The sequence below is a fragment of the Streptomyces sp. NPDC002809 genome (assembly GCF_040295435.1).
Lineage (GTDB): Bacteria > Actinomycetota > Actinomycetes > Streptomycetales > Streptomycetaceae > Streptomyces.
The window spans coordinates 62,609-85,260 of the sequence record NZ_JBEOVJ010000026.1; the positions used below are offsets into that span (position 1 = coordinate 62,609).

The following is a 22,652-nucleotide window of genomic DNA, read 5'->3' on the forward strand; positions in this document are numbered from 1 at the left end:
ACGCAAGGGTCTTGCACGCACCTTGCGGGGCTTCACGGCAGATACTCGCCACAAACCGAACCGGCTCACCGATGCTTCACGCAACAGATCCGGCCATGCCCCTTGTCAGTTGTAGAACTCGTTACTACCTTTCGGGCAACTTCTGATGGGTCGTCAGACGATGTCCGACGGCTCTCGGACCGACCTGGAGTTCTTGACCTGGAGCTGCCGATGCCCTGCCCCCATCTGCCCGAAGGGTTCGACTTCACCGATCCCGACCTGCTCCACGCCCGTGTCCCGCACCCCGAGTTCACCCTCATGCGGGAGACGGCACCGGTCTGGTGGTGCACCCAGCCCACCGGCATTTCCGGCTTCGACGACTCGGGCTACTGGGTCGTCACCCGGCACGCGGACGTCAAGTACGTCTCGACCCATCCCGAACTGTTCTCGTCGAACACCAACACCGCGGTGATCCGCTTCAACGAGTCGATCAGCCGGGACCAGATCGACGTCCAGAAGCTGATCATGCTGAACATGGACCCGCCCGAACACACCCGGGTCCGCCAGATCGTCCAGCGCGGCTTCACCCCCCGCGCCATCCGGTCGCTGGAGGAGACGCTGCGCAACCGGGCGCGCTCCATCGTCGAGACGGCCCTCGCCGGGGCCGACGAGGAAGGGTCCTTCGACTTCGTCACCAACATCGCCGTGGAGCTGCCGCTCCAGGCCATCGCCGAGCTCATCGGCGTACCGCAGGAGGACCGGGCCCGGATCTTCGACTGGTCGAACAAGATGGCCGCGTACGACGATCCGGAGTACGCGATCACCGAGGAGATCGGCGCCGAGGCGGCCATGGAGATCGTCTCCTACTCCATGAACCTCGCGGCGGCGCGCAAGGAGTGCCCGGCCAAGGACATCGTCTCGCAACTGGTCGCCGCGGAGGGCGAGGGGAACCTCTCCTCCGACGAGTTCGGCTTCTTCGTGATCCTGCTCGCCGTCGCCGGAAACGAGACCACGCGCAACGCCATCAGCCACGGCATGCACGCCTTCCTCACCCACCCCGAGCAGTGGGAGCTCTACAAGCGCGAGCGGCCGGAGACGACCGCCGAGGAGATCGTCCGCTGGGCGACACCCGTGGTCTCCTTCCAGCGGACCGCCACCCAGGACCTCGAACTGGGCGGACAGCAGATCAAGAAGGGCGACCGGGTCGGCCTGTTCTACTCCTCGGCCAACAACGACCCCGAGGTGTTCGAGAACCCGGAGCAGTTCGACATCTCCCGCGACCCGAACCCGCACCTCGGCTTCGGCGGCGGCGGTCCGCACTTCTGCCTGGGCAAGTCCCTGGCCGTGATGGAGATCAACCTGATCTTCAACGCGATCGCGGACGTGCTTCCGGACCTGCGACTGGTCAGCGACCCCCGGCGGCTGCGGTCGGCCTGGCTCAACGGCATCAAGCAGCTGCAGGTGAGCACGGCCGGGAACCAGGGGGTGGGTTGACGCGCGGGGCTGGGCGCGTGCCGCCCCAAGGCGGAGGATCGGGGCATGGCGGATGGGGCCTCCCCTGCCCGGGCGGAGCCGAGAGCTCGGGGAACGCGGTGACCGACGGCAACGCCACAGATGCGCGTGACCGGCCCCGCGACGCCGCCCCCCGGTTCCCGGACGGGCCGAGCACCACGGACACCTGAGCCCGGACGCTCACCCACGCCCCGGACGGGCCGGATCAACTCCGGCCCGTCCAGGGCGCGTCGGGCCGCGCCCCGCCTCTCCGCACCCCCGTCCACATGGCGGACATGCGCACGGGATCATGGCCTCCATGCATGCCCTGCTCTCCGGCTTCGCCCCCATCTGGATCCTGACCGCCATCGGTTACGCGGCCGGACGCGGCGGACTCCTCGGAGAGCAGGCGGAATCCGTCCTCGGCCGGTTCGTCTTCCATGTGGCCATGCCCGCCGCGCTGTTCACCATGGTGTCCGGGTCCGGGCCGGCCTCCTTCGCCCATCCGTCGATGGTGGCGTTCGCGGCGGGCACTGCGCTGGTGTCCGGGCTCGGATACGCGGTGGGCCGGCGGTTCTTCGGCCGCAAGAGGGCCGACGGGGCGATCGGCGGCATGGCGTCCGGCTATGTCAACTCCGCCAATCTGGGCATCCCGGTGGCGGTTCAGGTGCTCGGCGACGCCTCGTTCGTCGCTCAGGTCATCCTGTTCCAGGTGCTGTTGGTCTCGCCCGTGATCCTGACCCTGCTGGACTCGGGCACACAGGCGGCCGGGCCCGACGGCGGGCGCCCCGGCGGCGGGCTGCGGCGCATGCTCACCATGCCGGTCCGCAATCCGGTCATCATGGCCTCGCTGCTCGGCGTGGCCGTCTCCGTGTCCGGGCTGCGGCTGCCGGCCGCGGTCACCCACTCCTGCGACGTGCTCGGCGCCGCCGCGGTCCCGACGGCGTTGATCACACTGGGCCTGTCCCTGCACGGCGGCCCTGCCGACGGAACCGGCCGGGTCACGGGCCGTACGGAGGTCGGTGTCACGGTCGCGCTCAAGACCCTGGTCCAGCCGCTGGTCGCCTTCGTCGTCGCCGGTCCGCTCCTGCACCTGCCCGGCCATCAGGTGCTGGCCGTGGTGCTCTGCTCCGCGCTGCCGACGGCACAGAACGCCTTCGTCTACGCCCGCCAGTACGGACTGGACACCGGCCTCGCCCGCAATTCCGTGGTGGCCTCCACGGTCGTGTCGATGGTCACGCTGTCCTTCGCCACCTGGGCGCTGGGGCCGTCCCGCTGATCCGTTGGAGTGGCAGGGCCCGCCGGACGGGCGGATGCTGGGGGAGCGACGATCCACATGCCGAAGGGGTGCCGGACGTTTTCGCCGTCCGGCACCCCTTCGGCCATCGCCCGCCGTCAGGCGCTCTCGGTGACCCGCCCGACCGGTTTCGACAGCGTCGTCGCCTCCGTCGCCTCCGCGCCGCCCGGCGGCTCCTCCCCCGGCCTCTGCAGCCTGCGCGGGCCCGACAGCACGTACGTGAGGCCGAAGCCGAGGGCCACCACCGTCGCCCCGCCCACCGCGTCGAGCACCCAGTGGTTGCCTGTCGCGACGATCGTCGAGAGCGTGAACAGCGGGTGCAGCACCCCCAGCGCCTTCATCCAGACCTTCGGGGCGAGCATCACGATCACCACACCGCACCACAGGGACCAGCCGAAGTGCAGCGAGGGCATCGCCGCGTACTGGTTGGTCACCCCGGTCAGCGTGCCGTAGTCGGGCTTCGCGAAGTCCTGGACACCGTGGACCGTGTCGATGAAGCCGAGTCCGGGCATCAGCCGCGGCGGGGCCAGCGGGTAGAGCCAGAACCCGACCAGGGCGAGCAGCGTGGCGAAGCCGATGGAACTGCGGACCCAGCGGTAGTCCGCGGGGCGGCGCACGTACAGCACACCCAGGATGGCCAGCGGCACGATGAAGTGGAACGTCGAGTAGTAGTAGTCGAAGAAGTCGCGCAGCCAGCCGACCCTGACGACCGAGTGGTTGACCCAGTGCTCGATGTCGATGTGCAGCCACTGTTCGATCGAGTGGATCTGCCGTCCGTGGTGCTCCGCGGTGGCACGGCCCGCCGTCGCGGCCAGCCTGACCTGCTGGTACGCGGAGTAGACGACCCTGATCAGCAGGAGTTCCAGCAGCAGGTTCGGCCGGCTGAGCACCCGCCGCCAGAACGGCAGCAGCGGCACCCTGCTCCAGCGGGCGGCGACCGGGGCCGCGTGGTCGGTGGGGATCGGCTGCTGCCAGTGCGGCGAGGTGCGCGGCACGAACGGGGCGACGCACGCGGCCGCGAGCGCCGCGATCAGCAGCACGTTGTCGCGGACCGGGAACATCGCCTCGATGTTCGGCAGCAGCATCTTGCCCGGCAGTGTGACGACGAGGATCACGACGGCCGGCCACACCAGCCGGTCGGAGGCCCGCTTGCCGACCCGGCCGACGACGGCGAGCAGCACCCACAGCAGCTGGTGCTGCCAGGCGGTGGGCGCCACGGCGACGGAGACGCAGCCGGTGACGGCCACGGCGAGCAGCAGCTGGCCGTCGCGCGCGTACCGTGCGGCGCGGCGCAGTCCGAGGAAGCAGACGGCCGCGGCCAGCACGACGAAGAGGGTGATCTCCAGCGGGCCCTCCAGGCCCAGGCGGAGCAGCGCACCGTGCAGCGACTGGTTGGCGAGGCTGTCCGCCTGGTCGCCGAGCCCCGCCCCCGCGACATGGTGCACCCAGTACGTCCACGAGTCGTGCGGCATCGCGGCCCAGGCCAGCGCCGTGCAGACGGCGAAGGCCGCGCCGCCGGTCAGCGCGGCCCGGCGTCTGCCGGTCAGCCAGAGCAGGACGGCGAAGAGCAGCACCGTCGGCTGGAGCGCGGCCGCGACCCCGATCAGTACGCCCGAGGCCCGTTCGCCGCGGACCACGAAGCAGCCGACGAGGACCAGCAGGACCGGCAGGATGCTGGTCTGGCCCAGGTGGAGGGCGTTGCGCACCGGCAGCGAGAGCATCAGCAGGCTGATGGTGACAGGGGCGGCGAGCAGAGCCGTACGGCGGCTGACGGGGGCGGGGAGGGCGCGGGCCGCGATGACTCCGAGCACGGCGACGAGCAGCAGCGAACCGAAGGTCCAGGCGACACCGAGGCTCTGTTCGGCCGTACGGGTCAGTGGCTTGAGCACCAGGCCGGCGAAGGGGGTGCCGGTGAACCGGTCGCTGTCGTACAGCGAACCCGTCACATGAAGCACACCGTTCTCACCGATCCATGTCTCCAGATCAGTGAGGCGTTCGCCGGGCGGCTGCCGCAGCACCACCGCCATCTGCCGCACGGCCAATGCGGCCACAACCAGCCAGAGCACGGCACGGGCAGCCCCGGTCCTCGCTCCCGTCGCCGCGTCTGTGCGCACACTGTGCTCCGCGTTCGCCACGTTGCGCCGACCCTCCCAACGTTTGGTGCCGGTTCTCTGTCCGGCATGCTGTGAAACCTTCGCATTGCCCTATGAGGTAGACACAATCACCCCCTCTTCACCTGACTGTCATCTCGCTTTTGTCCGAAAGAATGCTCGGCCGGGTGGTGCGGGCAGGCCGCAACGGCAGGAACCGGTGGAGCCGCGCGCACGTCTGAGCCCCTGATCGGTGACCACGGGGAGGAACACGGAACATGCGGTGTGCGGGGAGAAATCGAGAGGTGCGGTATCGGCCGCGCGGGTGGGCGCACCGCGCGCTGTCCCTGGTCGTGCTGGTCTTCTCGCTGCAGCTGGGGTCACTGGTGGCACCGGCGTACGCGTGCGGCTGCGGGGCGATGGTCGTACACCGTGACAGTCAGGTGTCGGTCGACCGGGAGACGTCCGTGGTCGGCTGGGACGGCAGCACCGAGCAGATCGTGATGCGGCTCACCGTGCGCGGGAACGCCCCCGAGGCGGCATGGATCATGCCCGTGCCGCACCGGGCCACGGTCGAGCTCGGTGACGCCTCGCTCTTCTCCGAGCTCCGGACCCTCACGGCCCCGGTGAGCACGACACGCCACTACTTCTGGCCACGTGCGAAGGACTGGCCGTTCGGTGGTTCGGACAGCAGGTCCGGGGACGGCGCCGCCGCTCCTGCGGCCGCCGCCCCCGTCGAGGTGGTGGGCCGGGAACGGCTCGGGCCGTTCGACGTGGCCCGGCTGGCCGCGACCGACCCCACCGCGCTGGAGGGCTGGCTGAAGGAGAACGGCTTCGAGCTGCCGGACCGGCTCGCGACGGCGCTGCGCCCCTACGTCGAGCAGAAGTGGGAGTACGTGGCCGTGCGCCTCGCTCCCCAGGAGTCCGGCGGCCCGCTGAGCGGCGAGCTCGACCCGCTGCGGCTGCGTTTCGCCAGCGACCGTCTGGTCTACCCGATGCGCCTGTCCCGGCTCGCCGCGACGCCGCAGTCCCTGGGTCTGTACGTGCTCGCCGCACACCGCATGGAGCCGCGCGGCTCCATCGGCGGACGGCCGCCGGAGGTGACGTACGCCGGGCGGGTGGACACCGCCGAGGAGGACGGCGCGTACGGGGCGCTCGACGCGCTGACGGGCGGGAAGCCGGTGTTCGTCACGGCGATCGACCAGTCGTTCCCGCGGCCGGAGCTGATCGACGGGGACCACGAACTGCGGGCTGCCGCCGCGGACACCCCGTACCGGACCACGTACTACCGGGACAAGCTGCTTACCGTGGGCGGCGTCCCGGCCTGGGTGCTGTCGCTGCTCGGTGGAGCGGTGATGGTGGTCGCGGCCCTGGTACTGGTGCTGCGGGCACGGGGGCGGCGCCCTGTGACACCGCCGCCGCCGGTCACCGTGCCGCCGCCACTGAGGTGAGAGAGGGCGCTCCGCCGGGCCGGACATGCGTACGCAGGGTGAGATGCGGGACGGCGCTCCTCATGGCGTCCGCGTCCGCGAGGGGGTGCACCGTCGGCGCCAAATCGTTTCCCCATACAGCCGGGCGCACGCCAGAATGACCCGATGACCTGGACCGTGAACCCCGAACGCTTCGACTCCCCGGACGCCGCCCTGCTGCGCCGGGACTACTACGAAGAGGTGGCCAGCCGTTACTGGGGGCGGCCCGCGACCGTGGAGGAGATCGACGAGGGGCTCACCGACGACGGCGCCGAGCGCCTCGTGCCGCCGACCGGTGAGTTCGTCGTCGGCCGCTTCGGGGGCGGTGCGGTGGCCTGCGCCGGGCTGATCGTGCTGGACGCGGACATCGCGGAGCTGACCCGGGTCTACGTACGGCCCGGGGCGCGCGGCACGGGCGGCGGCGGGCTGCTGCTCGCGACCGTCGAGAGCCTGGCGCGGGCCATGGGCGTACGGCAGATCCGGCTCGACACCCGTAACGACCTCGTCGAGGCGCGCGGACTGTACGCCAAGCACGGCTACCGCGAGGTGCCGGCCTTCCACAACCGCCAGTACGCGGAGCACTGGTTCGCCAAGGAGCTGTGAGGACGTGCAGCCTGCGAGCAGGCACCTGCACGATCCGGCCGGAAGGCCCTGAGGGGGCTGTCCCGTATTCCCTGGCGGGCGCACGACGACGGCTACGGCACCCTCGCCGCGTTGTCGGAACGACCGAATACATCCCGTGTGCGGACGCGCCTCCGCCTTGCGATGCACCGCATCCGACGCCGCGCGCTGATCCACCACGGATTACGGGACGGCCCTCAGGTGGGCCGCTGGTGCGGGTGCCCGGCCGCGTGGTCCCGCTTGGGCCCCGGGCTGTGCGGGCGCTCCTTGCTCGACCCGGTGGTCTCCGCCGTCAGTTCCGACACCAGAGCGACCAGGTCGGTCGGCCGGTCCGGCCCCCACCAGTCGCCCAGCAGCTCGGCCAGGGAGTCCTCACGGGCCTGGGCGAGCTTCACCACGGCCTCGGCGCCCGGGTCGGTGAGCACCATCTGCACTCCCACCCGGCGGGCCAGACCGCGCTCCTCCAGCTGGCGGGCGGCGTCGCTGATCACCCGCAGCGGTACGGGGGCGACGTCGGCGAGCCGGGCGGGTTCGACGGTGCCGTGCCGCTTGATGCGCAGCAGCATCCAGCTGGCGGCCGGCAGCAGGTCGTAGCCGGCCCGCTCGGTGATCTTCTCGTAGACCTCGCGGCGGCCCTCCCGGGTGGCGAGGACCGAGAGGGCGCGTGCGCACTCGTCGTACGAGGACCGCTCCACCGGGTTCGACGCCAGCGTCTCGGTGGAGTCGGGGGCGGTCACCGAGCCGCGCAGCTTGTCCTCCTTGAGCAGCCAGGCGAAGAGGAAGGCGATCAGGACCACGGGGGCGGCGTACAGGAACACGTCGGTGATCGACGTCGAGTACGCGTTGAGCACGGGCTGCTGGAGCGACGGCGGCAGCTGGCCGATGGCGCGCGGGTCGGCGGCCAGCCCGTTGGCGCTGACTCCGGGCGGCAGCGGCCGGCCCGCGAGGGCGGAGCCGAGCTTGTCGGTGAGCCGGTTGGTGAAGATGGTGCCGAAGATCGCGACGCCGAACGAGGCTCCGATCGAGCGGAAGAAGGTCGCACCCGAGGTGGCGACGCCGAGATCCTGGTAGGAGACGGCGTTCTGCACGACCAGGACCAGGACCTGCATCACCAGGCCGAGCCCCGCACCGAAGACGAAGAAGTAGATGCTCATCTCCCAGGTGGGGCTGGTCTCCGTGAGCCGGTGCAGGAGCAGCAGACCGATCGCGGTGAGACCGGTGCCGACGACCGGGAAGACCTTCCAGCGGCCCGTACGGCTGACGATCTGGCCGGACAGGGTCGAGGTGATGAGCAGACCGAACACCATGGGGAGCATGTGGACGCCGGACATCGTCGGCGTGACGCCGTGCACCACCTGGAGGAACGTCGGCAGATAGGTCATCGCGCCGAACATCGCGAAGCCGACGACGAAGCTGATCACCGCGACGAGGCTGAAGGTCCTGATCCGGAACAGTTTCAGCGGCAGGACGGGCTCGGCGGCTCGCCGCTCCACGTACACGAAGGCGATCAGCAGCAGCACGCTGAGCACGGCGAGGCCGATGATCTGCCCCGATCCCCAGGCCCATGTGGTGCCGCCCAGCGAGGCGACGAGGACCAGGCACGTGGCGACCGAGGCGATGAGGAAGGTGCCGAGGTAGTCGATGGTGTGCTTCGTCCGGCGGACCGGAATGTGCAGCACGGCGGCGATCACGGCGAGGGCTACGACCCCGATGGGGAGGTTGATGTAGAAGACCCAGCGCCAGCTGAGGTGCTCGGTGAAGAGACCGCCGAGGAGGGGCCCGAGGACGCTCGTCGCACCGAACACCGCTCCGAACAGTCCCTGGTACTTGCCGCGTTCACGCGGGGAGACGATGTCGCCCACGATCGCCATCGACAGCACCATCAGGCCGCCGCCGCCCAGCCCCTGGAGGGCACGGAAGCCGATCAGCTGCGGCATGTTCTGGGCGATGCCGCAGAGCGCCGAGCCGATCAGGAAGATGACGATGGCGGTCTGGAAGAGTCTTTTGCGCCCGTACTGGTCGCCGAGCTTGCCCCAGAGCGGAGTCGCGGCGGTCGACGCCAGCAGATAGGCCGTGACCACCCACGACAGGTGTTCCATGCCGCCGAGATCGCTGACGATGGTCGGCAGGGCGGTGGAGACGATGGTCTGGTCGAGTGCCGCGAGGAGCATGCCGAGAAGCAGTGCGCCGATCGCCACCAGTACCGACCGCGTGGACCGGTCGGCACCGGGGGCCGGGGCCTGAGGGCTCAGCTGCTGGGCCATAGAACATCTCCTCGGATCCGGTACACCCCCATCCTGTCCGTTCCGCACCGTTATGGCCTGCCGAAGAACGCCATGATTGGGCTTCCCGGCGGCGGGCTGCATAATCGCAGGCAGTTCAAGGGGAGGGGACCCACAATGACCGGACATATATGCCCGGAGTGCGGTACGGACAACAGACCGGGCACCGGCCCGCACTGCGCCTGCGCAACACGCGCGGCCCACGGTGAAGCCGGACCGCGGCGGAACGGTCAGCACGGGCGGTACGGCGCGACCGGGCAGGGGCAGGCGGGTCATGACGCCGCCTCCGCGCAGCAGGCCGCCGGGCATCTGGACGACCGGGAGCGGGCCGCCGAGCAGCAGCGCATCACGGAGCGGCACCACGCCGAGCGGTCTGCGGAGATGGCGGCGGCGGAGGACTTCGATCCGCTGCGCATCCGGCCGTACGTGACCCTGGGCGGCGAGGACGCGGTGACGGCCGCCTCCGACGACGCCGACCCCGCCCGGCCCTCCCGGAGGCACACGCCGGGCGGGCAGCCGGGGGACGCCGCCACGACGATGCCGCTGTTCCTGGATCCGGCGGCGCCGGATGCGCCGCCGGAAGCGGCGGACCCGGGCGGCGCGGCGGACTTCGCCGGCACCGCAATCCTCACGACCGGCCCGGACCCCGTGCAGCCACGCCGCCGTCGGCCCTTCGCGGCACTGGTCGCGGGGGCGGCCGTCGTGACGGTGGTCGGCACCGCGGCCTTCGTGGGCGGGCTGTTCGACGGGGACCGGAACCAGGAGGCCGACCTGGATCAGGCGCTGCCCTCCACGGTGGCCAGCCTCCCCGAGGAGAGCGTCGAGCCGTCGGCCTCCGCGTCGGTGTCCGCGTCGGCGTCCGCCTCACGGCGGGCGTCCGGTTCACCGTCCGCGTCGGCATCGGCCTCCGCCTCCGCGGCGTCGTCCGCGTCCGCGTCGTCGTCCCGTTCCGCGTCGGCATCCCCGTCACAGCCCGCCGCCGCCTCGTCCCCGGTGGCCACGGCGGGGACCAGTAACCCGGCGGCTGTGGCGCCGCCCGCCCAGTCGCAGGGCGGCACGACGCTGCGGCGCGGCGACGACGGCCCGGAGGTGGACGAACTGCAGCGCCGGCTCCAGGAGGCGTGGGTGCTCGCGCAGGGTCCCATCGACGACGACTACTCGGAGCGGGTCGAGCAGGCCGTCCGCGAGTACCAGATATGGAGAAACGTCCAGGGCGACCCCGAGGGGGTCTACGGGCCGAACACCCGGAGCGTGCTGGAGGCGGCCACGACGGGGCGGGGGCACCACTGACCGGCGCGGAAGGCCGCCCCGGGGCCGGGATTCGCTTTCCCGGTCCCGTTTTTGTATCGTGGAGAAACAAAGTGGCCTCCGCGCGCACACCCTGACCGGCGAGCGGGGGCCACTTGTTTCTCCCCCCGCGCCGCATGTCCCCCCGCGGCGTTCGCTTCCCCCCCGCTCTGGAGCCCGCCCATGCCGGCCACCGTCCTCACCGCCCACGCACTCCTCCTCGACATGGACGGCACGCTGGTGAACTCCGACGCCGTGGTGGAGCGCTGCTGGCGGCGCTGGGCACTGCGGCAGGGCCTGGACCCGGTGGCAGCCCTCAAGGTGGTCCACGGCCGGCAGGGGTACGCCACGATGGCGGTGCTCCTCCCGGACCGCCCGATGGAGGAGAACTACGCGGACAACCGGCTGATGCTCGCCGAGGAGACCGCCGACACCGACGGCGTCGTCCCGATCGGCGGCGCCCCCGCCTTCATGGACGCGATAGCCCCGCTCCCGCACGCCCTGGTGACCTCGGCCGACCTGGCACTGGCCCGGGCCCGGATGACCGCGGCCGGGCTGCGGATGCCGGAGCTCCGCGTCACCGCCGAGAGCGTCGGCGCCAGCAAGCCGGACCCCGAGGGCTTCCTCAAGGGCGCGGCCGGACTCGGCTTCGCACCGGCGGACTGCATCGTCTTCGAGGACTCCGAGGCGGGCATCGCGGCCGGCCGTGCGGCGGGCATGCGCGTCGTGGGCGTGGGCCCGCGCGCGGCGGCGCTCTCCCCCGACGCCCACGTCGACGACCTGACGCAGATCCGGGTGGACGCGGCGGCGGACGGCTCGGTCGTACTGCACGTCAGCGCGCGATAGCCGGCACCCCCGGCGGAACCCTTCGCACGCATCGCCCGCCCGCACGGAGCCCGGCCCGCCACGGCCGCCCACCCGCTCGGCATCAGCGCGCCGCGGCCCGCTCCTTCGCGGGATCGCGGTGCAGCCGCCCCCGGGCCACCAGTTCCAGCACGGTCGCGACGGCCACCGCCTGAACGGCCATCAGGGCCACCAGCACGAACAGCTGTACGGCGCCCGCCTGTACCGGTGAGGCGCCGCCCAGCAGCATGCCCACGAAGGCCCCTGGCAGCGTGACGAGGCCCACCGTGCGCGTCTGGTCGAGCCCCGGCAGCAGCGCGTCCGACGCCGCGGGCCGGGCGATCTCCAGCCGTGCGTCACGGTCCAGGAACCCGAGGGCCATCGCCGCCTCCACCTCGCCCCGCCGCGTGGCCAGTTCGTCGAGCGCCCGTCGGCCGCCGAGCACCGTCGCGGTCAGCGCACCCCCGATGAGAATGCCCGTCACCGGGATCAGCGCGATGCCCCGGACCGGAACAAGGCCGGTGAGCAGCAGCACGACGACCACCGGCACGACCCCCGCCCCGATGGGCACGGCCACCCAGCACCACGTGCGGTTTCGCGTGATCCGGCGCCCCGCGGTCCACACGGCCACGGCGTACATCAGCGCGATGAACGCGAACATCGGCGCCGCCGCGTGGACCACCCAGCCGATCAGCGAGGAGACCACGGCGAGCTGGACCGCGGCCCGCAGCCCGGCCACGACGATCTCGCGCGTCCGGCCGAGGGACGCGAACCGGGCGACGGCGGCGGCCGCCACGAGCAGCAGCGCCAGGACGACGCCGAGCGTGAGGTTGACCGGAAGCAGCACGCGGCCACCCTAAGACCACCTCCGCCCGGGCCCGCGCCGCGAACCGCGGCCCCCCGCGCCGGGCCGGAGTCCGCCCCGCCCGGGCCCGGCCCACGGGCCCGGCCCCCTCGGTTCCGTACGCCCGCGCACGCACGCCGGTACGCCCCCGCACCCCGAACCGCTTTGTCAGACCCCTTGATGTGACGTGCGCATGTCGCCACTCTGTTACCTGGCGCCCACCCCACAGAAACCTGGCGCCGCCACGATGGCCGGGCCGCTCCGAACGGGCCGCCCAATATCCCCCCACATCAAGGGAGTTCGCATGTCAGGTGTCTACGCGCGTCGCATAGCCGTCCTCGCCGCAACCGCCGCCCTCGCCGCAACCACCGGACTGCTCACCGCCCCCAGCGCGCAGGCGGCCATGCCCACCCCGGTCTCCGCGTCCACCGCCCGCACGTATCTGAGCGAGCTGACCGTGAAGGCGGAAGGCTCGTCCACCGGATACAGCAGGGACAAGTTCCCGCACTGGATCACCCAGTCGGGTGCCTGCAACACCCGCGAGGTCGTCCTCAAGAGGGACGGCACCAACGTCTCGCAGGACTCCAGCTGTGCCGCCGTCAGCGGCAGTTGGTACTCGCCGTACGACGGTGCCACCTGGACCGCCGCATCCGATCTGGACATCGACCACATGGTCCCGCTCGCCGAGGCCTGGCGTTCGGGCGCCTCCGGCTGGACCACCGCCCAACGGCAGGCGTACGCCAACGACCTGACGCGCCCCCAGCTCATCGCCGTCACCGACAACGTCAACCAGTCCAAGAGCGACCAGGACCCCGCGACCTGGCTCCCCTCACGCACCGCGTACCAGTGCACTTACGTACGCGCCTGGGTGCACGTGAAGCACTACTACGACCTGAGTGTCGACTCGGCCGAGAAGAGCGCCCTGCAGTCCGTACTCAACGGCTGCTGACCGCCCGGCGAGGGCCAAGTTCCGGCTGACCGCCCCGCGCCCTCCCGGAACCACCCCGCGCTCCCCCGTCGTTCCGTACGGTACGAACCCGCCGTACGCATCCGTCGTACGGAACCGTCCCGTACGGAACGACGCGAGGAGCACCACATGGCCGGGCTGCGCCTGGGACCACTGCTGCGGTACGTCGACTGGGAGACCGCCTCCACCGCGACCGTCTGGATCGAGGCGGACCGGCCGTGCACGGCCGAAGTCCGTTGCGCGGACGGGGCGTCGGGCTCGTCCCGCACCTTCGCGGTCGCCGGGCACCACTACGCCCTGGTGGTCGTGACCGGACTGACGCCCGGCTCCACCACCCCCTACGAGGTACTGCTGGACGACCGCGCGGTGTGGCCGCCCGAGCAGTACCGGTTCCCGCCGAGCACGATCACCACCCCTTCCATACCCGCGGCGGCGGCCGACGGCGAGAGGGCTGAACCCGCCACGGTCCGGGTCGCGTTCGGCTCCTGCCGCTGGGCGGCGCCACCCGCCGACGGCCACCTGCCGGGCCGGACCGACCCCGTCGGCCCGGACGCCCTGGACACCCTCGCCGCACGCCTCGCGTCCGACCCGGCAGCCGTGCGCCCCGACGTCCTGCTGCTCCTGGGCGACCAGGTGTACGCGGACGAGACCTCCGGGGCGACCCGCCGCCGGCTGGCGGCCCGGCGCGATCTGAACGAGCCGCCGGGGGCGGAGGTGGCGGACTACGACGAATACACCTGCCTGTACGACGAGTCGTGGCGCGACCCCGAGGTGCGGTGGCTGCTCTCGACGGTCCCCAGCTGCATGATCTTCGACGATCACGACGTCATCGACGACTGGAACACCAGCGCCGCCTGGCTGGCCTCCGTCCGGGCCACGCCCTGGTGGCACGAGCGGATCGTCAGCGGGCTGATGTCGTACTGGGTCTACCAGCATCTGGGCAATCTCTCCCCCGCCGAGATCGCCGCGGAACCGCTGCACACTGCGGTGCACGCCACCGCGGACGCCACGGAAGCGTTGCGCCGTTTCGCCGCCGAGGCCGCCGCCGACCCCACCCGGACCCGCTGGAGCTACCGGCGCATTTTCGGCCGAGTACGGCTGCTCATGGTCGACAGCCGCGCAGCCCGGGTGCTCGACGAACAGCACCGGGCGATGCTCCACCCGCGGGAGGCCCAGTGGCTGCGACAGGAGGCCCTGTCCGCGCCCGGCTCCTGCGATCACCTCCTGATCGGCACCTCGCTGCCGTGGCTGCTGCCACCCCTGGTCCATGACGCCGAGCAGTGGAGCGCCGCACTGTGCCGGGGCGAGCGGGGCGGGCCGGACGGGCGCTGGGCGCGCGTCGGCGAGTTCCTGCGGCGGCGCTCCGACCTGGAGCATTGGGCGGCGTTCCCCGAGTCGTTCGGACGGCTGACGGAGCTGATCCGGGAGGTGGCCGAGGGGCCGGAGGCCCCGGCGACGATATGCGTGCTGTCGGGCGATGTGCACCATGCGTACATCGCGGAGCCCGCCCCGTCCGCTCCGGCCCCCGGCGGCGCACCGGCGGCCCGAGTTCTGCAGCTGACCTGCTCTCCCGTGCACAACTCCATTCCCGCACCCCTCAGGGGCGGCTTCCGTTTCGCCTGGAGCCGGGCCGGACGGCTGCTCGGCCGGCTGCTGGCACGCCACGGGCGCACCGGAACGCCGTCGGTGCGGTGGCACAGGACGGACGGACCGTGGTTCGGCAATCAGCTGATGACACTGACCTTGAGTGGCCGGAAAGCCGCGTTGTCATTGGTTCAGGCCAAGTCACGGAAGACGGGGACCGTACTGGAGCTGGCCTTCGACCGCTCACTGACCGATGACGCACCGTCGGCTTTCAGCCAGTCGACAAAACGTTGAACTTGCAAGTATTGGTGAGGTCTACCTAATCTAAGGCGCTCAGTCGGTTCACGTCCCCACCAGACCGAAGGAGCTCTCCCCCCATGTACACACGTCTGAATCAAGCCCAGCCCTATGCCCTGGCGCTCTTCCGCATCGTCGTAGGCCTGCTCTTCGCCTGCCACGGCGCCGCCTCGCTCTTCGGCATCCTCGGCGGCGCCATGGGCGGTGGCTCCATACCCGCCGGCACCTGGCCCGGCTGGTACGCGGCGGTCATCCAGCTCGTCGGCGGCGGCCTCGTGGTGCTGGGCCTCGGCACCCGTGTCGCCGCCCTCGTCGCGTCCGGCTCCATGGCGTACGCGTACTTCAAGGTCCACCAGCCCGAGGCGCTCTTCCCGCTGGAGAACGGCGGCGAGCCCTCTGCCGTCTACTGCTGGGCCTTCCTGCTGCTCGTCTTCACCGGCCCCGGCGCCCTGGCCCTGGACCGGCTGTTCACGTCCCGCACCACCGCGAAGAGCGACCAGGACCGCGCGACCGAGCCGAGCTCCCCGGTAGCCGTCTGACGCGATCCGCATCCCCCACCGCACGGGTTCGCGCCGACCGGACCCGTTGCGAGACCTCGTGCGCGCCGGGAGCCGCTCCCCGGCGCGTACGAGGTACGTGCACGAGGTACGGGCACAGGAGGACACGCGTACGGGTGCGGGCAGCGCGATGCGATGCCCGCGGTACTGCTGTGACTCACGTGAGATGCCCAACATCACGCATATATAGGGATCTCCAGGTGAACGGCAGGCGTACGCTGTACAGCTGTCCCTGCCGCTCCTGCCGCTCCCCTGCGACGTCGCGGCGTGGTTACGAATCGGGGAGTAGAAGGTGCTCGAGAGTGTGGGTGCGCTGACCAGCAGCCCATGGATCTACGCCGTGGTCGCCCTCTCCGTGCTGCTGGACGTCTTCCTCCCCGTGCTGCCGAGCGGAGTCCTCGTGATCACGGCCGCCACGGCCGCCGCCGCGGGCACCACCAGCGTCGCCGCCGACGCCGCGGGCGCGGCCCGGCACGTGACCGAGGTCCCCTCGGTCCTGGCCCTGATCCTCTGCGCGGCCACCGCATCGGTCCTCGGCGACCTCGTCGCGTACAGGCTGGCCTGGCGCGGCGGCGAGCGCCTGGACCGCGCCATCGCCCGCTCGCGCCGTCTCACCTCGGCGCAGGAACGTCTCGGCGCGGCGCTGAGCCGCGGCGGCGGGGTCCTCGTCGTCATCGCCCGCTTCGCCCCGGCCGGCCGCTCCGTCGTCTCGCTGGGCGCGGGCGCCTCGCACCGCGACGTGAAGGAATTCCTGCCGTGGTCGGCCGTGGCAGGCGTGGCCTGGGCGGGCTACAGCGTGGGCCTCGGCTACTTCGGCGCACACTGGCTCGGCGCGAGCTGGCTGGGCACGGCCCTCTCGGTCCTGGCCCTGTTCGTCGCGGGAGCGTTCGCCGCGCTCCTGATGAAGCGCCCCGCTGCGGCGGCCGCCGCAGCATCCGCCCCGGTCTCTACGGCGTCCTGACACCACCCCGCACTTCCAGACCTTCCAGCAGTCTGGCCGTCGCTCCGGCGATCTCGTCGACGGCCTGGTCGAAGACCTCCCGGTTGTGCGCGGCCGGGGCACGGAAGCCGGACACCTTGCGGACGAACTGCAGGGCGGCGGCGCGGATGTCCTCCTCGGTCGCCTCTTCGGGGAGGGCCGGCGGACGAAGGGTCTTGATGCTGCGGCACATGCCTCCAGTGTGGACCGCAGCACTGACAACGTCCCGGGCTGCCGGTGCGGCCCCGGCCCACCGGCCACGGCGCACCCCCGGGTCCACCCCGGCCCACCGCCGAACGGCACTTCCGCTGCGGGTGTGCCCCGCCTGCCACCGCCGGTGCACCCCCCGGACCCGGCCCGTCAGCCGGCCAGCCCGCTGATCGCGTCGCCGATGTACTTGGCACCGAGGACGACCAGCACCGTCGTCATGATCGCGGCGTTGTGCCGCCCCATCCACGCCTTCCACTCCCCCAGCACCTTCGCGGACCGCTCCCCGCCGAAGAGGTAGACGGCCAGCGGCAGCGTGGTGCAGAGCGACGCGACGAGCACCATCAGCACGCCGGCGACGGCCTTTCCGCCCCCGTCCGCCGTGCTGGAGGCGATGGACACCGCACCACCGACCGCCAGCACCAGGTTCTTCGGGTTGGCGACGGCCAGCGCGGCCGCCAGCCCGGCCGACTTGCCGGGGGTGAACCCGTCGATCGCCTGCATCCACTTGGGCTGCTCGGCGTCCTGCCCCTCCCTCGGCCGTCCCTTCCACTGTTTGGCCGCCATCAGCACGAACAGTGCGCCCAGCCCCAGTTTCAGCCACAGCGTCCAGGTGGCGGGTCCCTCGCCGCCGTCGGAGGCGTCGGCCCCCGAGCCCGCGAGCACGACCACCGTGACCAGGGCGGCGAGCGACACCGTCCAGCCGAGCGCGAACGCGATGCCGTTGGACCGGCCGCGCGGGGTGGCGAGCATGAGGATGACGGCGATCAGCGGCAGCGGGCTGATCGCGATGCCGACGGCGGATGCCAGCATCTGGCCGATCGCATCACCCACGGCCTGCCTCCTCGACCCGCCGGACGGCGGGGATCTCGTACGTCCCGTCGAGCACCGCCCGCTGCGGCATGTACAGCCTGAGCATGGGCCGGAACTCCCCCTCGGGCGCCGGCAGCCAGTTCGCCGCGGCGGCCGGGCCGGCGGGGCGCTCCCTGCTGATGTGGAGGGTCAGCGACCCGTCGTCGGCGCGCACGATCCCGGGCGTGCGGTCCCCGATCGAGTACCGCCCCGCCGGGTTGGCGACGAGGAAGTAGTCGGGGGTGTCGTACATGGTCACGGACCAGAACGCGTCGACCGGCGGCGGCTCCTCGAAGCGGAGCTCGTAGCGGTGCGCACCGCTGAGCGGCGCACCGTCGGCGTCGTGGAAGGTCTGCGCGTACACGGCCTCGTAGCCGTGGTTCCCCCACAGCCCGACGCGGGCCGCCACGGCCCTGGCCAGGTAGGAGGCCTCCCGGTCCGCGATCTTCCACTCCGGCGAGTCGACGGTCCCCACCCCGAAATGGTCGAGGTTGTAGTCGAAGAGGTGGGGGTTCATCGACCATCCCCCGCCACCACCGTCCCCGCCTGCGGCCCCGGTTCCCGGCCGGCTGGCCGCCTCCACCCGTTCCTTGCCCAGCGCCAGCCCCTCGGTCAGGGCGCGTACGAGAGCGGAACCGGCCGGGACGTACGGCGAGGGCCCCTCCTCCAGGAGCCCCAGCGGCTGGAACCGGTCCTGATGGGCCCGGTCCGCGGCGGACGGCGGGAAGTCGGCCATCCATACCCTGAGCTGCTCGAAGAAGCGGAGCTCCGCCGGCACACCGGCGTCGGGTGCGGGCAGACCGGTGCGGTGCTCGCCGGGTTCGAGGTGGGTGAGGGTGAGCTGCTCCTGTAGCGCGCGGACCCGCGCCAGGTCGTCCGGGCCGTCGCAGGCGTTGCGCCCGACGACGGTGACGACACTCGTGGGCGCGTCGATCACGCCGCGCACGTCGTCGGGCGCGGTGCCCGCCCAGCCGGGCGGCACGACGAGCCAGTCGCCCGCCTCCGTCCCCGTGGCCCGGCGGCCGACGTAGGCGAAGTTGTTGGTCCAGGCGTCGACGAACTGCAGGACGTAGTACGCACCGCCGGTGTCCGGGACGTGCAGTCGCACCGGTCCGCCGGACAGGTCGAGCTGGGCGATCGAGTACACGGTGTCGTTGTTGACGGAAACGAAGTGCGCGCCGGCGTCGGCGAGCCGGTCGGAGTGCGAGAACTGGTTGAAGGGTGCTGCCGCCAGCGCGCCGAACCCCTTGTGCAGACAGGTCTCGACCATCGACAGGTCGAAGACCAGCGGATACCCGTAGACGTACGCCTCGGCAGCCAGCTCGACGAGTTCGGACGTTTGCTCCTCGGACATGGAAGACCTCCCCTTCGGTCAGCGGTCGTGCACGGCGAGCGCCGGCATGGTCCAGCCACCGTCCAGGAGGGCCGGTTCGGGCCCGTACACGCGGACGGCGACGGTGAACGGCCCGTCGGGCGCGGGAAGCCAGTTGGCGGCCCGCTTCGGATCCTCGGGCCGGTCCTTCCGTATGTGGAGGGTCAGTCCGCCGTCCTCGTCGTACACCAGGCCCGGGGTGCGGTCGCCGATCGAGTAGCGGTCGGCCGGGTTGTCGACGAGCAGCCGCTCGGGCAGCCGGTACATGGTGGCGGACCAGAAGAAGCGGGCGGGCGGCAGCTGCCCGGCCGGGAAGTGCACGGTGTAGTCGCGGGCGGAGGCGTCCGGCGGGCGGTTGTCCCGGTCGTCCTCCAGCCAGCCGGCGTACCAGGCCTCGGCGGCGGGCAGCCCGTAGAGCCCCTTGTCGACGCCGACCGCGCGGGTGAGGTAGTCGTCACCGTGTTCGGCCCGCGTGCCGAACCAGCCGGTGGAATCGGCGGCCCCGCTCTTCGCCGCCTCCAGCCGCTCGCGTGCGTCGGCGATCCCCAGCCGGACGGCCTCCTGGATCTCCGGCTTCAGCGCTGCGGGTTCGAATTCGCCACTGCCGTCGACGCCGAGCGCGGCGAGCCGCTCGCGCAGCTCCCGTTCGCTGTCGAGTACGGGGAAGAACTGGAGCAGGAAGTCGAGCAGCGTGAAGAACTCGGCGCTGTCCAGGTCCTCCTCGCGCCACACGGGCCAGACGGGCTCGCCGACGGGGTGCGGGGCTGCCGTGTCGAGGAACTCCGACAGCGGTCGCAGCCGGTACTGCTCCTGGACGGCCCGCAGCGCCGCCACGTCCTCGGGTCCCGCCAGATACGTGCGCCCGAGAATCCCGACGAGGAAGGTGTCCGCACGCAGCACTCCGCTGATCCCGTCGGGCACCTGTCCCCGCCACCCGGGCCCCGCGACGAGGTGGTCCCCGGCTTCCTTCCCGGTCGCACGGGTCCCGATGTATCCCACGTACGAGGTGTCGAGGTCGTGGAACGGCAGGACGTAGTACCGGTCGACGGCCGGTACGGAGACCACCCACGGCTCGTCGCGCAGATCGAGCCACGCCCAGGAGTACGGGGTGTCGTTGTTGGGCGTCACCACATCGGTGTTGGCCGGGGTGAACGGCTTTGAGTAGTGCCGGAACCGCCCGAAGCCACCGACCGAGCGGGGATCGTCCGGGTCGATGGCCTGCGGATACATGGTGCGGTAGTTCTGGAGCAGCGGATATCCCCATATCCAGGCGTCCGCCGCTGTTGAACGCGCCGGGCCGGCGCCGTTGCCGGCGCTCATCCGATGACGGACTTCGAGCGGTCCGTGCACAGGGCCCAGATCACGAAGGTGTCGATCGCGAGGGAGACGACGGCCCAGATCGGCTGGTAGGGCAGCCACATGAAGTTGGCGATCATGTTGAGCGCCGCGAGCCCCACGCCTGCGCCGCGAGCCCAGACGGAGCCCTTGAGGATGCCCCAGCCGACGACGGCGATGATGATGCCGAGGATGAGGTGGACCCAGCCCCAGGTCGTCACGTTGAACTCGAAGACGTAGTTGTTGATCCGTGCGTAGACGTCGTCGGACGCGATACCGGCGATGCCCTTGATCGCGCCCAGCACCCCGTCGACCATCAGCAGGACACCGGCGAACATGATCCCGCCGGCCGCCCAGGGGTTGATGCCCCCGGGGTGGGAGGGGGACGAGGAAGAGTTGCCCGGCGTGGGCGCGGTCTGTGCCATGAGTACTCCTAGGCCGGTGGGGCTACGTCAGACCGACCCTGCTCGGCACCTTGGGGCGCGGCTACTCGGACGCGGCCATACGGGTGACAGGGGTGGGCGGAAATTCCCTCCCCCGCACGGGCCCGCACGGCTAGCCTTCGACCACAAACCGATCCTTCAGGCAGGAGTGGAGATGCCCGGTCGCCCGAGCGCGCGCTGACGTCGTAGGTCGTGACCGACCCGTCATCGCGTGCTGCCTCCCGTCTGCGGCACAGCGAGCCTTTCTCGCCCGAACCGCCGGTGCACTTTCCCGTGCCCCGGCCGGCGAGCGTTGTCCTTCGCAGCTCAAGGGGCCCCCGTGCAACCCATGCCGTCCACCCGAACCCTCTTCGCACCCGCCCGCCGCCTCCCGCCACCGAATCCTTCTGAATCCCGGCCCCGGGACCTTCGCGTCCGGGCGACGCGATGAGGGCCGCCGGCAAGGACCGGGCCGGGGCTCCGCCTGGTCCGTGGCGGGACGCCGACTTCCGCAGGCTGTGGGTGGGCCAGACCGCGTCGCAGTTCGGGGCGCAGGCGACGCAGGTGGTCCTGCCGCTCATCGCCGTGGTGTCGCTCCACGCGGGTTCCGGTCAACTCGGCTTCCTGCGTGCGGTGGAGCAGGCACCGATCCTGCTGCTCTCGCTCCTCGCGGGCGCGTGGGTGGACCGTCGGTGCGCCCGTACGGTGATGGTGCTGGCCGACTACGGCCGGGCACTCGCGCTGGCGGTGATCCCCGCCGCAGGTCTCCTGGGCCTCCTCGGACTGCCCGTGCTGTTCGTGGTCGCACTGCTCGTCGGCGTACTGAGCGTGTTCTTCGACGTGGCGTACCAGGCGTCGCTCGTCCGGCTCGTGGACCGTGACCAGCTGATACGGGGCAACAGTGCGCTGGAGGGCAGCAGATCCGCGGCACAGATCGGCGGCCCGGCACTCGGTGGCACGCTGGTGTCGGTGTTCTCGGGCCCGGTCGCTGTCGTCACCGGCGCGTTCTTCTTCGCGCTGTCGTCCGTGTCGATCCGGCGGATCCGCAGGCACGAACCGGTACCGGTGTCCGGCGAAGGACGGACCGGCGTCCGGCGGCAGATCCACGAAGGCCTGCGTTTCGTGGCCGGCAACGCCTCACTGCGGGCGGTGGGTGTGGCCTCGGCTCTCTTCCAGTTCTGGTTCGCCGCCCTGATGACCGTCTATCTGCTCTACCTCCCGCGCGAACTGCACCTGTCGGGCACGGCCATCGGCCTGGCGCTCGCCGCGACGGGCCCGGGCGCGGTCGTGGGATCGATGCTGGCGGCGAGGCTGCCGGGGAGGTTCGGGTACGGCAAGGTGCTGGTGCCATCGGCAGTGATCGCGGACGGCGTGATGCTCTGCGTGCCCGCGCTGCACGGTACGGCGGCCGTCACGCTCCCCGTACTCATCGGCGTCAACTTCGCCTTCGGCACCTTCGGTCAGCTGGTCAACGTCACGTTGATGGCGGTGCGGCAGGCCATCACGCCCGTACATATGCAGGGCCGGGTCGTGGCGACGATCAACTTCGCGGGCATGGGCCCGACCCCGGTCGGTTCGCTGCTGGGCGGCTTCCTGGCGGGCCACTGGGGACTGCGTACGAGCCTGCTGGTGACCGCCGTCGCCCTCTCCCTGTCCCCGCTGTTCATGGCGTTCTCCCCGCTGGCACGCCTGGGCAGGCGTCTTCCCTGCGAACAGCGGACGGCACCGGTGAGTACCGCCCGTACCGCTCCGGCGCCCTCGGTCACCCGCCGTTGGTCTCGGGACGGCGCCCGGCCTTGGGCGAAAGCAGGCCGCGCAGTGCGGCAGCGGCTTTCCCGGGTTCGCTGACGAAGGGGGAACGGCCTGTGTCCCACGGT

19 protein-coding genes are annotated in these 22,652 nt (G+C 71.6%); 11 read left to right on the plus strand and 8 right to left on the minus strand.

Features of this window, described 5'->3' with window-relative positions; genetic code table 11:
• Positions 1 to 210 precede the first annotated feature (210 nt).
• The gene (locus ABT025_RS17805) at positions 211 to 1,473 is read left to right on the plus strand and encodes a cytochrome P450 (RefSeq protein ID WP_350994967.1); all 1,263 of its coding nucleotides are present in this window, start codon (positions 211 to 213) and stop codon (positions 1,471 to 1,473) included.
• 316 nt (positions 1,474 to 1,789) lie between these two features.
• Positions 1,790 to 2,749: an AEC family transporter gene (locus tag ABT025_RS17810; protein ID WP_350994969.1), complete on the plus strand. Its 960-nt coding sequence runs from the start codon at positions 1,790 to 1,792 to the stop codon at positions 2,747 to 2,749.
• A 116-nt stretch (positions 2,750 to 2,865) separates the two neighbouring features.
• Here the strand turns inward: ABT025_RS17810 and ABT025_RS17815 are convergent, their stop codons facing one another.
• Positions 2,866 to 4,881: a bifunctional glycosyltransferase 87/phosphatase PAP2 family protein gene (locus ABT025_RS17815; protein WP_502971972.1), complete on the minus strand. Its 2,016-nt coding sequence runs from the start codon at positions 4,879 to 4,881 to the stop codon at positions 2,866 to 2,868.
• Positions 4,882 to 5,213: 332 nt separating this feature from the next.
• On the opposite strand from ABT025_RS17815, the gene ABT025_RS17820 reads away from it, so the two are divergent.
• Both ABT025_RS17820 and ABT025_RS17825 read left to right on the plus strand, forming a co-directional pair.
• Complete coding sequence (locus tag ABT025_RS17820) at positions 5,214 to 6,308, plus strand: DUF2330 domain-containing protein (protein WP_350995021.1); 1,095 nt, start codon at positions 5,214 to 5,216, stop codon at positions 6,306 to 6,308.
• Positions 6,309 to 6,452: 144 nt separating this feature from the next.
• Positions 6,453 to 6,929, plus strand: coding sequence for a GNAT family N-acetyltransferase (locus tag ABT025_RS17825; RefSeq protein ID WP_350994971.1), 477 nt, complete (start codon positions 6,453 to 6,455; stop codon positions 6,927 to 6,929).
• Between the two features lie 215 nt (positions 6,930 to 7,144).
• Here the strand turns inward: ABT025_RS17825 and ABT025_RS17830 are convergent, their stop codons facing one another.
• On the minus strand, positions 7,145 to 9,211 hold the full coding sequence (locus tag ABT025_RS17830; RefSeq protein ID WP_350994973.1) for an MDR family MFS transporter: 2,067 nt from the start codon (positions 9,209 to 9,211) through the stop codon (positions 7,145 to 7,147).
• 135 nt (positions 9,212 to 9,346) lie between these two features.
• Here ABT025_RS17830 and ABT025_RS17835 point away from each other — a divergent pair, with 135 nt between their 5' ends.
• Together ABT025_RS17835 and ABT025_RS17840 are read left to right on the plus strand one after the other, a co-directional pair.
• Positions 9,347 to 10,519, plus strand: coding sequence for a peptidoglycan-binding domain-containing protein (locus ABT025_RS17835; RefSeq protein WP_350994975.1), 1,173 nt, complete (start codon positions 9,347 to 9,349; stop codon positions 10,517 to 10,519).
• A 180-nt stretch (positions 10,520 to 10,699) separates the two neighbouring features.
• Positions 10,700 to 11,362: an HAD-IA family hydrolase gene (locus ABT025_RS17840; protein ID WP_350994977.1), complete on the plus strand. Its 663-nt coding sequence runs from the start codon at positions 10,700 to 10,702 to the stop codon at positions 11,360 to 11,362.
• Positions 11,363 to 11,444: 82 nt separating this feature from the next.
• Here ABT025_RS17840 and ABT025_RS17845 read toward each other — a convergent pair whose 3' ends face one another.
• A complete protein-coding gene (locus tag ABT025_RS17845) occupies positions 11,445 to 12,206 on the minus strand; it encodes an ABC transporter permease (protein ID WP_350994979.1) in 762 nt (253 codons plus the stop codon).
• A gap of 301 nt (positions 12,207 to 12,507) precedes the next feature.
• Between ABT025_RS17845 and ABT025_RS17850 the strand changes: the two genes are divergently transcribed.
• The 4 genes from ABT025_RS17850 (at position 12,508) to ABT025_RS17865 (ending at position 16,569) form a co-directional block, all read left to right on the plus strand.
• Positions 12,508 to 13,152 (plus strand): HNH endonuclease family protein, encoded by a 645-nt coding sequence (locus tag ABT025_RS17850; protein WP_350994981.1) that lies wholly within the window; start codon positions 12,508 to 12,510, stop codon positions 13,150 to 13,152.
• Between the two features lie 147 nt (positions 13,153 to 13,299).
• Entirely contained in the window at positions 13,300 to 15,048 is a 1,749-nt protein-coding gene (locus tag ABT025_RS17855) for an alkaline phosphatase D family protein (RefSeq protein ID WP_350994983.1), read from the plus strand.
• A gap of 83 nt (positions 15,049 to 15,131) precedes the next feature.
• On the plus strand, positions 15,132 to 15,590 hold the full coding sequence (locus ABT025_RS17860; RefSeq protein WP_350994985.1) for a DoxX family protein: 459 nt from the start codon (positions 15,132 to 15,134) through the stop codon (positions 15,588 to 15,590).
• A 310-nt stretch (positions 15,591 to 15,900) separates the two neighbouring features.
• Positions 15,901 to 16,569: a DedA family protein gene (locus tag ABT025_RS17865; protein WP_350994987.1), complete on the plus strand. Its 669-nt coding sequence runs from the start codon at positions 15,901 to 15,903 to the stop codon at positions 16,567 to 16,569.
• Here ABT025_RS17865 and ABT025_RS17870 read toward each other — a convergent pair.
• From ABT025_RS17870 to ABT025_RS17890, 5 genes are all read right to left on the minus strand, one after another.
• Positions 16,556 to 16,780 carry a DUF2277 domain-containing protein gene (locus ABT025_RS17870; protein ID WP_350994989.1) on the minus strand — a complete coding sequence of 75 codons (225 nt, stop codon included), beginning with the start codon at positions 16,778 to 16,780 and terminating at the stop codon, positions 16,556 to 16,558. The two genes, ABT025_RS17865 and ABT025_RS17870, sit on opposite strands and share 14 nt — an antisense overlap.
• A gap of 167 nt (positions 16,781 to 16,947) precedes the next feature.
• Complete coding sequence (locus tag ABT025_RS17875) at positions 16,948 to 17,628, minus strand: GAP family protein (protein ID WP_350994991.1); 681 nt, start codon at positions 17,626 to 17,628, stop codon at positions 16,948 to 16,950.
• Positions 17,621 to 19,000 carry a DUF1254 domain-containing protein gene (locus tag ABT025_RS17880; protein ID WP_350994993.1) on the minus strand — a complete coding sequence of 460 codons (1,380 nt, stop codon included), beginning with the start codon at positions 18,998 to 19,000 and terminating at the stop codon, positions 17,621 to 17,623. The genes ABT025_RS17875 and ABT025_RS17880 overlap by 8 nt, the downstream gene beginning before the upstream one ends.
• Before the next feature lie 18 nt (positions 19,001 to 19,018).
• The gene (locus ABT025_RS17885) at positions 19,019 to 20,338 is read right to left on the minus strand and encodes a DUF1254 domain-containing protein (RefSeq protein WP_350994995.1); all 1,320 of its coding nucleotides are present in this window, start codon (positions 20,336 to 20,338) and stop codon (positions 19,019 to 19,021) included.
• Entirely contained in the window at positions 20,335 to 20,778 is a 444-nt protein-coding gene (locus ABT025_RS17890; RefSeq protein ID WP_350994997.1) for a DUF7144 family membrane protein, read from the minus strand. The genes ABT025_RS17885 and ABT025_RS17890 overlap by 4 nt, the downstream gene beginning before the upstream one ends.
• 444 nt (positions 20,779 to 21,222) lie before the next feature.
• Between ABT025_RS17890 and ABT025_RS17895 the strand changes: the two genes are divergently transcribed.
• A complete protein-coding gene (locus tag ABT025_RS17895) occupies positions 21,223 to 22,623 on the plus strand; it encodes an MFS transporter (RefSeq protein WP_350994999.1) in 1,401 nt (466 codons plus the stop codon).
• Positions 22,624 to 22,652 lie beyond the last annotated feature (29 nt).

What these genes read in the sequence shown, in the direction of transcription:
- ABT025_RS17805 (WP_350994967.1), top strand. Translation starts at nt 211, where the DNA reads ATGCCCTGCCCCCATCTGCCCGAAGGGTTCGACTTCACCGATCCCGAC.
- ABT025_RS17810 (WP_350994969.1), top strand. Translation starts at nt 1,790, where the DNA reads ATGCATGCCCTGCTCTCCGGCTTCGCCCCCATCTGGATCCTGACCGCC.
- ABT025_RS17825 (WP_350994971.1), top strand. Translation starts at nt 6,453, where the DNA reads ATGACCTGGACCGTGAACCCCGAACGCTTCGACTCCCCGGACGCCGCC.
- ABT025_RS17830 (WP_350994973.1), bottom strand. Translation starts at nt 9,211, where the DNA reads ATGGCCCAGCAGCTGAGCCCTCAGGCCCCGGCCCCCGGTGCCGACCGG.
- ABT025_RS17835 (WP_350994975.1), top strand. Translation starts at nt 9,347, where the DNA reads ATGACCGGACATATATGCCCGGAGTGCGGTACGGACAACAGACCGGGC.
- ABT025_RS17840 (WP_350994977.1), top strand. Translation starts at nt 10,700, where the DNA reads ATGCCGGCCACCGTCCTCACCGCCCACGCACTCCTCCTCGACATGGAC.
- ABT025_RS17850 (WP_350994981.1), top strand. Translation starts at nt 12,508, where the DNA reads ATGTCAGGTGTCTACGCGCGTCGCATAGCCGTCCTCGCCGCAACCGCC.
- ABT025_RS17855 (WP_350994983.1), top strand. Translation starts at nt 13,300, where the DNA reads ATGGCCGGGCTGCGCCTGGGACCACTGCTGCGGTACGTCGACTGGGAG.
- ABT025_RS17860 (WP_350994985.1), top strand. Translation starts at nt 15,132, where the DNA reads ATGTACACACGTCTGAATCAAGCCCAGCCCTATGCCCTGGCGCTCTTC.
- ABT025_RS17870 (WP_350994989.1), bottom strand. Translation starts at nt 16,780, where the DNA reads ATGTGCCGCAGCATCAAGACCCTTCGTCCGCCGGCCCTCCCCGAAGAG.
- ABT025_RS17880 (WP_350994993.1), bottom strand. Translation starts at nt 19,000, where the DNA reads ATGTCCGAGGAGCAAACGTCCGAACTCGTCGAGCTGGCTGCCGAGGCG.
- ABT025_RS17885 (WP_350994995.1), bottom strand. Translation starts at nt 20,338, where the DNA reads ATGAGCGCCGGCAACGGCGCCGGCCCGGCGCGTTCAACAGCGGCGGAC.
- ABT025_RS17890 (WP_350994997.1), bottom strand. Translation starts at nt 20,778, where the DNA reads ATGGCACAGACCGCGCCCACGCCGGGCAACTCTTCCTCGTCCCCCTCC.
- ABT025_RS17895 (WP_350994999.1), top strand. Translation starts at nt 21,223, where the DNA reads ATGAGGGCCGCCGGCAAGGACCGGGCCGGGGCTCCGCCTGGTCCGTGG.